Source organism: Candidatus Omnitrophota bacterium, assembly GCA_018894435.1.
Classification (GTDB): Bacteria; Omnitrophota; Gorgyraeia; order JAHIPI01; family JAHIPI01; genus JAHIPI01.
Genome location: JAHIPI010000008.1, coordinates 1 through 9647, shown reverse-complemented (window position 1 = coordinate 9647; position 9647 = coordinate 1). Strand labels below are relative to the sequence as shown.

Genomic DNA, 9647 nt, shown 5'->3' with positions numbered 1-9647 from the left:
TGTCGATTATCTTAAAAGAAAAGGCGCTATTACAAGCGGCGAAGGAGATATATTCAATACAAGAGGCGAGCGGATAGGGCGCCATAAAGGCATACATTTTTATACCATCGGTCAGCGCAAGGGTTTGGGGGTAGCCCACAAGAAGCCGCTTTATGTCGTCAGAATAGATAAGGCGAAAAATGCTGTGATAGCCGGGACTAGGGAAGAGGTCAGGAAGCGTGTTTTTGTGGTGTCGGAGCCTAGCTGGATGGCTATGGGCGGCATAAAGAGGCCCACGAAATTTCTTACGAAAATACGATACGGCCATAAAAAGGCGCCGGCAGTGGTGGAGAAGGCCGAAAACGGCGAGCTGAGGGTAACATTTAAAAGCCCGCAAGAAGCGATTACCCCCGGACAGGCAGCGGTCTTTTATAAGCGTGACGTGGTAATGGGTAGCGCGTGGATATCGCGCGTATTGGAATAAAATGCCGGAAAATAAGCTATTAAAATTAAAGAAAATTTTGAAAAAAATGGATAAGGTTGTAGTCGCCTTTTCCGGAGGGCTTGATAGTACATTACTGCTTAAGGTGGCGCTTGATACGCTTGGTAGGGAAAATGTGCTTGCGGTCACGGCGAAATCGGCTACGTACCCGGAGAGAGAGCATAAGAGCGCTCTGAAATTGATGCAGAAGTTAAAAGCGCATGGCATGACTATTCACACTAAGGAGACCGCAAATGCCGCGTTTTTAAGAAATCCTGTCAACAGGTGCTATTACTGCAAGAAAGAATTATTTGGCCGGCTTGCGGCTATTGCAGACAAAGGGGGTTTTCTTTATGTCATAGACGGTTTTAATCGGGATGATAAAAATGATCTACGGTTCGGCGCTATAGCAGGGCGCGAGCTGGGAGTCAGGAGTCCCTTGGCGGAAGCCGGCATAGGAAAAAGGGAACTACGGGCATATTCCCGAAAACTTGGACTCTCTACATGGGATAAGCCGTCATTCGCATGTCTTGCCTCGAGATTCCCTTACGGCGACAGGATCACAAGAGCTAAGCTCGGGATGATTAACAGGGCTGAGGAAGCGCTTCAGCGCCAGGGCTTTAAGCAGGTCAGAGTAAGGATACATGGGAAGATAGCGCGCCTGGAGGTTTTGCCGGATAACATCAAAAGATTTTCCGATATGAGGCTTAGAAAGGCCGTGATAAGCGCCTTAAGGAAGCTCGGATTTTCATATATTACCTTAGATCTAGAGGGGTACCGCACAGGCAGCATGAATGAGGTGCTTTACAAAATGCACAGGAAGAAATGCTATGTCAAAGAAATTGCGTAATTTAGCCTTTACATTAATCGAAATTTTAGTGACAATAGCGATTATTAGCCTGCTTGCGGCGGCGTTGGCACCGGCAATATTGAGGGCCAGACAGGCGGCACGTCGTGCTTTGTGCATCAGCAATTTAAGGCAATTGTACCATGGGATGTTATACTATTGTGATGATCATGATGATGTATTTATGCCGTCAGCTAGTTTTGGGTTTGACCTCATCCTGCCGTATCTGGATGACGAGAAGGAAATAACACGATGCCCGATGATTGATGACTACTACGATGAAGGCGTATTTTCATACGGCTATAATGAATTGTTATCATCTAAGAGGCTTTCGCAGGTCACCACTTCTTATACCGATACAATCTTATTTTGCGACTCTGACCGTTCTTTAGTATATTATCAAGACGATCCGGCCTTGTCCAGGCATGGGAAAATAGGCTATGCCGCTTATTTGGATGGACATGTATCTTTTATCGATACAAGGTATCTATGGCCCGGGTCGCGCTCCGGCGGAGATAGGGAAGCGTCGCCATTTTGAGTCAGAAAAGTAATTGCGTATTATTAGTACCTATGTTATAATTACGGTCTCATTGAACCGGCTTAATCTTACGACTTCCGCCTGAGGCGGATCAGCCTTCGGCTGATAAAACTTAAGACTTACGACTGAATTTGTGGCGGGGTAGCTCAGATGGTTAGAGCACGGAGCTCATACCTCCGGGGTTCGTGGGTTCGATCCCCACCCCCGCTACCAGTTATTTACCCATCACAAAAGCACACCAAAATGATCTATTCAAAAGTAAAGCAAACGATTAAGAAAAAAGCGCTCATAAAAAAAGGCGACAGGATCGTCGTGGGCGTATCGGGAGGGCCTGACTCTGTCGCGCTTTTAAATATACTGGCGGACATTGGAAGGACCTACGATATTAAGCTTTTTATTACCCATCTTAACCATAAACTGCGAGGCGAGGCGGCGCACCTGGACGCGGATTTTGTAAAACACCTGGCCAAAAGAATGAGGATCCCATGTTTGATCGAAGAAGAAGATGTCAAGAGTTTAGCCAAACGCCTTAAAATGTCGGTTGAAGATGCGGCTAGAGAGGCGAGATATGCCTTATATGAGCGCGCAGCCAAAAAATTTAAGGCAGATAAAATCGCGACAGCCCACACCCTGGACGATCAGGCGGAAACAGTCCTTATGCGCTTACTAAAAGGTTCCGGCTCACTGGGATTGGCAGGAATCCCGTATAAGCGCAGGGCTGGAAGATTTCTTGTAATACGGCCGCTTCTGGATACGCCCCGCAAAGACATTGAGAAGTATTTGAAAAAAAATAAAATAGGCACAAGGCTTGACGCTTCAAATCTTGAGAATGTCTATCTTCGGAATAAAATAAGAAATCAGCTGATCCCGTTTCTGGAAAAAACTTTTAATCCGAATATAAAAGAGGGGCTTTCGTTCCTAGCCGTAATTCTTAGCGACGAATCGTCGCTCCTCTCGGAAATTGCCGGCCGGAAGATGAAGCAGGTAGAGCACCCGGCGGGAAAAGCCACAGCATTAAGCGTTAAGGCGCTGTCCTGCTTACACCCGGCGTTACAGCGTATTGTAGTGAGGCTCGCGATAGCAAAAGTGAAGGGCAATCTTAAAAATATATCGTATAAACATTGGAGCGCTATTGAGGCCATCCTGAATGGCACCGAGCAAAAAAGCGTTAATCTGCCCGAGGGGATCAGAGTCGTTAAAAGCGGGGATAGGCTGCTTTTTCTTGCAAAAGACAGCGCAAAAAAGACAGATCATTATTTCAGCAAGGTGTTAAAATTGAGGATACCCGGGGAGGTGGCTGTTCAGGAATTGTCCGTAATAATCAAAGCCAGGGCTGTAAAAAATGCGCCCTCGTTTTTAAAGAAAAAGGACAAGAACACAGAATATGTAAACGGTGATATCCTGGGCTCGGTACTGGCGGTGCGCACAAGGCGTGAAGGCGACAGGATAAAACCCCTTGGCATGAAATCGCCCAAGAAGCTTCACGATATATTTGTTGATGAAAAGGTCCCTTATGAAACGAGAGACAGATTGCCGGTAATTCTTTCGGGAAATGATATATTGTGGGTTGCGGGCGTAAAATTATCGGATGACTTTAAGCTAAAAGACGGCACAAAGAAAATAATCAAATTAAGTGCAGTAAGAAGCTAGGCCCCGTTAGACCTCTTAACGCGCATTGTTTGAGGTGAGAAGACGTTGGCATTTGATAGGACATAAGTATACAAGACGAAAGTTTGAAAAGGGTTTGAAGTTAGTTGGAGGTCTAACGGGGTAGGCCAATTTTGCTTGCACCAACTTTTAGTATTTGGTATAATAAAAATTTAATAATAGGAGATACGCGATATGGCACAGATTTCAAAGCGAAGTGACAAGAAAAAACAGGGCATGAAAAATCCGAACGGGAAGAATTTTATTACGTGGCTAATATTTGTTCTGGTAGCTTTTTATTTACTGCGCCTTGGCACGCTTTCCCTTGAGGGGCCCGTTAAAGAGTTGAATTACGGCGAATTTTACCGCATCTTAATCGGCGTGGATACTTCCCAAAGTGTTACAGCGGCGGTCATGCGGGACGGTACCGTCGAGGGCAGGTTGTCCACGGGCGAGAGGTTTAAAGTTGATGTGCCTGAGCGTGATCCCGAACTTATAACGGTGCTACGCGATCAAATAAGTAATTTTAAAGTAGCGCGCAGCAATGTATTTATGACGAATTTCCTGCCGTCTCTTATTTCTTCGCTTGTATTCATAGGGCTTCTATGGCTCTTTTTCTGGCGGGGCGCGGGGCAGGGAGGCGGAAAACTTTTGTCATTCGGCAAATCCCGCGCCAAGTTGGTAGGCGAAGAAAAGCAGCCGGTGACTTTTGACGATGCAGCCGGAGTAGATGAAGCAAAAGAAGAATTGAAGGAAGTGATAGAATTTCTCCAAGACCCAAAAAAATTCCAGAAACTCGGCGGGAAGATGCCAAAGGGAGTTTTATTGATTGGGCCTCCGGGAGCAGGCAAGACTTTATTGGCAAAAGCTGTTGCGGGTGAGGCGGGCGTGCCTTTTTTTAGTATATCGGGTTCTGACTTTGTAGAGATGTTTGTGGGCGTAGGGGCAAGCAGAGTAAGAGACCTTTTCGAGCAGGCGAAGCGCTCCGCAAAGCAATCGCAGAAAGGGTGCATAATTTTTATTGATGAAATAGATGCCGTAGGCCGTCAACGCTTTGCCGGAATAGGCGGCGGCCATGACGAAAGGGAGCAGACGCTAAATGCGCTTTTGGTAGAAATGGACGGTTTTAATACCCAGCTGGGCGTCATTCTTATCGCAGCGACAAACCGACCCGATGTCCTAGACCCTGCGCTTTTGCGTCCGGGAAGATTCGACAGGATAGTCCTTATAGACAGGCCCGATATAGTCGGAAGAGAGGCGATTTTAAAGGTACACACGAGGAATGTAAAGGCCGATAAGAGTGTAGACTTGAAGAGGATAGCCAAGCAGACCGCCGGCTTCACCGGAGCGGATCTTGCCAACCTGATAAACGAAGCGGCACTTTTAGCTGCAAGGCGAAACAAGCCGGCTGTCATGATGGGGGATATGGAAGAGGCCATAGAGAGGATCTGGATGGGACCGGAAAAGAAATCGCGCGTGATCAGCAAAGAAGAAAGGACCCTGACCGCCTATCATGAGTCCGGACATGCAATATTATCCCTTTTCGTATCGGAGGCGGACCCTCTTCATAAGGTTTCCATACTGCCGCGCGGTGTAGCGGGAGGTTATACGTTGACGCCGCCGATGGAAGACAGGCACTATTTTTCCAAAAAGAAACTGATGGCGGAAATAACGGTAGCGCTAGGGGGGCGGGCAAGCGAGGAGATAACTTTCAATGAAATAAGCACGGGGGCGGCCTCTGATTTGAAGGTCGTTACCGAAAAAGCGCGGGATATGGTAACGCGATACGGCATGAGCCCGCGCCTTGGCCACCTTACTTTCGGCAAGGCTTATGAAGAGGTCTTTCTTGGCAGGGATATCGCGGAAGAAAAGAACTACAGCGAGGAGACAGCGCGCATTATTGACGAAGAAGTCAAAAAGATCGTTGATCAATGCTATGAAAACGCAAGAGTGATGCTTACAGGACGCAAAAAGACCTTGACCTTCTGGCGAATAAATTGCTTGAAAAAGAAGTGATGAATGATGATGAAGTAAAAGCCCTTCTGAATATTGATGTGAAAAAAGAGACAAAAGACGGCGCGGCTCGCGATGCAAACAAAAGCTAAGAGCGGCAGTTTTGATATAAGATGGAACAGATTTGAATTAGCTCTTTCTAAGCGTACTTACATAATGGGTATTTTAAACAGGACTCCTGATTCCTTTTCTGACGGAGGGCTTTTTATGGACGCGAAAGATGCCATAAAGAGAGCACATCAAATGATATCAGAAGGCGCTGACATCATAGATATAGGCGGAGAGTCGACGCGGCCGGGAGCCGAACCGGTTTCCACAGACGAGGAGATAGCAAGGGTCATTCCCGTAATAGAGGCAATTTCAAAATCTATAGATATACCTATTTCCATAGACACTTATAAAGCCGGGGTAGCGGCTGAGGCAATGAAGGCCGGTGCGGCTATTATAAATGACGTCACAGCGCTGACCGGTGATCCCGATATGGCAGGTGTGGCGGCGAAATTTGACGTTCCCGTCGTGCTTATGCATATGAAGGGAAGGCCGAAAACAATGCAGCAAGATATTAATTACGGATCCCTTATAGAGGATATAATAGATAGCTTGAGAAGGTCTATAGATTTAGCGGTAAGGGCGGGGGTCGACAGCAATAAGATAATAGTAGATCCCGGCATCGGATTCGGTAAGACTGTAGAGCATAATTTCGAAATATTGAATCGCCTGGAAGAGTTTAAAGTATTGGATAAGCCGATTTTAGTCGGAGCTTCAAGAAAATCGTTCATTACAAAGACGCTTGCGAAGAGCGGAGTAAGCGAAAATGATATAAAAAATAGCGACGCTCTGATGGGGGGCGCGGCTTGCGCGGCAATATCTATTGCGAAGAGTGCGAGCATACTACGAGTTCATGATGTAAAAGAGATGGTGGAAGTAGCACGTATAGCCGACGCAGTCAATATGGCGGCGAAAAGGCATGGAGTACGCAAAGATGATTTTGAATGTTTCAACGCTTAATGTCCTGAGGGCGGTAATCGAGGTTGGCCTTCTTTGGATAATTTATTATATGATCCTTATATTTATAAGAGGGAGCAGAACCGTACAGCTTCTTAAGGGGCTTCTTCTTATAATAGCATTGCTCATCCTGACGCAGCAGCTTGGATTGTCAACGGTGAATTGGATAATCACGAAGATATTGCCGCTATCCGTTCTGGCCCTCCTTATTATATTTCAACCGGAACTGCGCAGAGGCCTTGCCAGGCTGGGGCAATTCGGCGCTACTTTGCGGGAAGAGAAGGTGCTTGATGAGATAGTCAAGGCCATAACCATACTTTCAAAAAAGAAGATAGGGGCGCTAATCGCGATAGAAAGAGAAGTGGGGCTGCGTCCTTACATAGAAAGCGGCATTCCTTTATATAGCAAGGTCACGAGCGAGCTTATAAATACGATCTTTATGCCAAACACGCCATTACATGACGGCGGCATAATAGTGGAATCCGATATGATCGCTTCCGCCGGATGCCTTTTTCCGCTTTCGCAGGACCCGCGCCTGAGTAAGACAATGGGCATGAGACATCGCGCCGCCATAGGGCTGTCGGAGGAGACCGACGCGATAGTAATAGCGGTTTCCGAAGAGACGGGCGCGATTTCATTGGCTCTAGCCGGCAGGCTTACGCGCGACCTGGACAAAGAAAACCTCTTAAAATCGCTGGAGAATTCTTTCGGCAGAGATAAACGGGAAAGGCGCCTTTTGAGATTTTTGAGGAAAAAACATGCTGAAAATTAAAAGATTCATTATGCATAATTTCTGGCTTAAGCTGCTTTCGCTGGTTTTTGCCGTAGTGACGTGGTTTTATGTCACCTGGCAGCTTGGCAGGGTCAGGCGCGAAGAAGAGAAGGCTATATTCAGCATGATCCATTATGATGTCGTTTTAAGAGAACTACCGGTTGATTTGATAATAGTGGGTAAGCCGAAAGAGGGCTACATAATAAAGGAGAGCGGCATAACAGTTGAGCCTAAAGAGTGTATTATCGTGGGCCCTAAAAATATCCTGGGAGATGTGAAAACCGCGAAGACAGTACCCATAGATATAAGCGGCTATTCAAAAGATATTGACAGGCGCGTGGCGCTTGCTCCTATAGCGGGCGGCATTACCTCGGAAGATGAATTTATAAAGATACATATTCCTATTATAAAGAAGAATGAGCCGGTGAAGCCGCAAGGGGCGCAGTAGATAGTATTTATGGCGAAATTAGGGGTAAATATAGATCATGTGGCTACGCTACGGCAGGCGCGCAGGGGCATAGAGCCGGACCCGGTCGAAGCCGCATTGATTGCAGAAAAAACAGGATGTCATTCTATTGTTGCCCATCTCAGGGAAGATAGGCGGCATATAAATGACTTGGATATAAAGCGGCTCAAAAAAGAAATAAAGACGCTTTTGAATCTTGAGATGTCCGTAAGCGACGAGATCGTAAGGATTGCGGGCGATATTAGGCCAAATCAAGCGACACTTGTTCCTGAGAAAAGGCAGGAGATAACTACCGAAGGCGGGCTTGATATTGTCACGCATATGCGCAGAGTTTCGGATGTTGTAAAATATCTTCAGCCAAAAGGTGTCAACGTAAGCCTTTTTATTGACCCTGATAAGAGGCAAATAGAAGCAGCTGCCAGGACCGGCGCTAAAATAATCGAAATCCATACCGGCAGGTATGCGAATGCCGTAGGCGCTAAAGCGAAAGAAAAAGAACTGCGCATCATAGCCAGCTCTGCCGAATTTGCGCTAAGCCTGGGATTCGTAGTAAATGCCGGCCACGGTCTAAATTACGAAAATGTTTCAAAGGTAGCCGCCATAAGCGGTATCTACGAATTGAATATCGGTCATTCCATAATATCAAGAGCGGTATTTTCCGGAATAGAAAATGCGGTAGAGAAAATGCTGAAGCTTATAAGCTGAAAGTAAAGCATATGACGGGTAATAAAAAAATAAAAGGTATCTTCAAAAAACGAAAATCCGATACGCATAAGGGCGATTATGGGCATGTGCTGGTAGTAGCCGGATCCATAGGTCTTACAGGCGCAGCTTATCTTGCGAGCGAAGCAGCATTGGTTGCGGGCAGCGGCCTTGTAACATGCGCCGTTCCCAGAAGCCTGAACGCGATCCTTGCCTCTAAATTTACAGAGGTCATGACTCTGCCGGCAGAAGACGGGGGTAGGGGGTATTTCCCTATCTCAGCATTCAGCGATATCATGAAATATTCAGAACGGGTCGATGTCGTAGCTATCGGGCCGGGCTTATCCGAGCGTCCTGAGACGAAAGAACTTGTTAAAAAACTTATAGTTGCCTTGGAGAAGCCCATAGTGCTTGATGCCGACGGATTGAATAACATTGCCGGCGATACTCATATTCTAAAACGCGCGAGGAAGAACATAGTAATCACTCCGCATCCGGGCGAGATGGCCAGATTGATGCATAAGGATAGCGATTATATCCAGGCAAACAGAAAAAAATCCGCGGAAATAGCGGCAAAAAAGTATAATGCCGTGGTAGTACTAAAGGGGGCTTCTACGGTTATAGCCTCACCCGCGGGTGAGATATACACCAATTCTACGGGTAATGCAGGTATGGCATCAGCCGGCGCCGGAGATGTATTGACCGGCATAATCGCGAGCCTGCTTGGACAGGGCTACAAAGCCTTTGATGCGGCTAAATACGGCGCATATCTCCATGGTTTAGCCGGCGATATAGCGGCGAAGGAGAAGGGCCAGGCAAGCCTGCGCGCGCGCGATATATTAGATAATATTAGTAAAGCAATAAAATTATCATAAGAAATTTCGCCGGGGTAGCTCAATGGTAGAGCAATGGTTTTGTAAACCATAGGCTGGTGGTTCGATCCCACTTCCCGGCTCCAGTTTAGCAAACAGCAAATTACTGATAGGTTTGGAATGAATATTTTGGATGTAAATAAAATAAAAAATCTTTATTGGGAAAAAGAATGCACGGCAAAAATAATTGCTAAAGAATTAGGAGTTTCTCTTTGGTCGCTATATGATTTTATGGAACGAAATGGTATATCTCGGCGCTCTTATTCAGAAGCTAATTATATGGCCAATAGACATAAACCCGTATTTCAAATCAAACAAAACCTTA

General features: G+C 46.4%; 10 protein-coding genes, 2 tRNA genes and 1 pseudogene. All 13 read left to right on the top strand.

The window, feature by feature from the left end; all coding sequences use genetic code 11:
* Positions 1-463: tRNA 2-thiouridine(34) synthase MnmA (locus KKI13_00735; GenBank protein MBU4487580.1), on the top strand; the 463-nt coding region annotated here is incomplete at its 5' end.
* A 1-nt stretch (position 464) separates the two neighbouring features.
* A complete protein-coding gene (gene larE, locus KKI13_00730; protein ID MBU4487579.1) occupies positions 465-1310 on the top strand; it encodes an ATP-dependent sacrificial sulfur transferase LarE in 846 nt (281 codons plus the stop codon).
* Complete coding sequence (locus tag KKI13_00725; protein MBU4487578.1) at positions 1291-1845, top strand: prepilin-type N-terminal cleavage/methylation domain-containing protein; 555 nt, start codon at positions 1291-1293, stop codon at positions 1843-1845. The genes larE and KKI13_00725 overlap by 20 nt, the downstream gene beginning before the upstream one ends.
* Before the next feature lie 135 nt (positions 1846-1980).
* Positions 1981-2058: transfer RNA gene (locus KKI13_00720), tRNA-Met, on the top strand.
* A gap of 30 nt (positions 2059-2088) precedes the next feature.
* Positions 2089-3495: a tRNA lysidine(34) synthetase TilS gene (gene tilS / locus KKI13_00715; GenBank protein MBU4487577.1), complete on the top strand. Its 1407-nt coding sequence runs from the start codon at positions 2089-2091 to the stop codon at positions 3493-3495.
* A 234-nt stretch (positions 3496-3729) separates the two neighbouring features.
* Positions 3730-5597, top strand: a pseudogene (gene ftsH / locus KKI13_00710) (ATP-dependent zinc metalloprotease FtsH).
* Positions 5581-6513, top strand: coding sequence for a dihydropteroate synthase (gene folP, locus KKI13_00705; GenBank protein MBU4487576.1), 933 nt, complete (start codon positions 5581-5583; stop codon positions 6511-6513). The pseudogene ftsH and the gene folP overlap by 17 nt, the downstream one beginning before the upstream one ends.
* A complete protein-coding gene (gene cdaA, locus KKI13_00700) occupies positions 6473-7282 on the top strand; it encodes a diadenylate cyclase CdaA (protein MBU4487575.1) in 810 nt (269 codons plus the stop codon). Before folP ends, cdaA begins: the two co-directional genes overlap by 41 nt.
* Positions 7269-7730 (top strand): YbbR-like domain-containing protein, encoded by a 462-nt coding sequence (locus KKI13_00695; protein MBU4487574.1) that lies wholly within the window; start codon positions 7269-7271, stop codon positions 7728-7730. Before cdaA ends, KKI13_00695 begins: the two co-directional genes overlap by 14 nt.
* Positions 7731-7739: 9 nt before the next feature.
* Positions 7740-8453 carry a pyridoxine 5'-phosphate synthase gene (locus KKI13_00690; protein MBU4487573.1) on the top strand — a complete coding sequence of 238 codons (714 nt, stop codon included), beginning with the start codon at positions 7740-7742 and terminating at the stop codon, positions 8451-8453.
* Positions 8454-8464: 11 nt separating this feature from the next.
* A complete protein-coding gene (locus KKI13_00685) occupies positions 8465-9325 on the top strand; it encodes an NAD(P)H-hydrate dehydratase (protein MBU4487572.1) in 861 nt (286 codons plus the stop codon).
* An 8-nt stretch (positions 9326-9333) separates the two neighbouring features.
* A tRNA-Thr gene (locus KKI13_00680) sits at positions 9334-9408 on the top strand.
* A gap of 34 nt (positions 9409-9442) precedes the next feature.
* A partial coding sequence (locus KKI13_00675) for a hypothetical protein (protein ID MBU4487571.1) occupies positions 9443-9647 on the top strand: 205 nt, incomplete at its 3' end.

Bases quoted from the DNA above. Each gene is read 5' to 3' on its own strand.
- KKI13_00725 (MBU4487578.1), top strand. From the start codon at position 1,291: ATGTCAAAGAAATTGCGTAATTTAGCCTTTACATTAATCGAAATTTTA.
- KKI13_00695 (MBU4487574.1), top strand. From the start codon at position 7,269: ATGCTGAAAATTAAAAGATTCATTATGCATAATTTCTGGCTTAAGCTG.
- cdaA (MBU4487575.1), top strand. From the start codon at position 6,473: ATGGAGTACGCAAAGATGATTTTGAATGTTTCAACGCTTAATGTCCTG.
- larE (MBU4487579.1), top strand. From the start codon at position 465: ATGCCGGAAAATAAGCTATTAAAATTAAAGAAAATTTTGAAAAAAATG.
- folP (MBU4487576.1), top strand. From the start codon at position 5,581: ATGCAAACAAAAGCTAAGAGCGGCAGTTTTGATATAAGATGGAACAGA.
- KKI13_00685 (MBU4487572.1), top strand. From the start codon at position 8,465: ATGACGGGTAATAAAAAAATAAAAGGTATCTTCAAAAAACGAAAATCC.
- KKI13_00690 (MBU4487573.1), top strand. From the start codon at position 7,740: ATGGCGAAATTAGGGGTAAATATAGATCATGTGGCTACGCTACGGCAG.
- tilS (MBU4487577.1), top strand. From the start codon at position 2,089: ATGATCTATTCAAAAGTAAAGCAAACGATTAAGAAAAAAGCGCTCATA.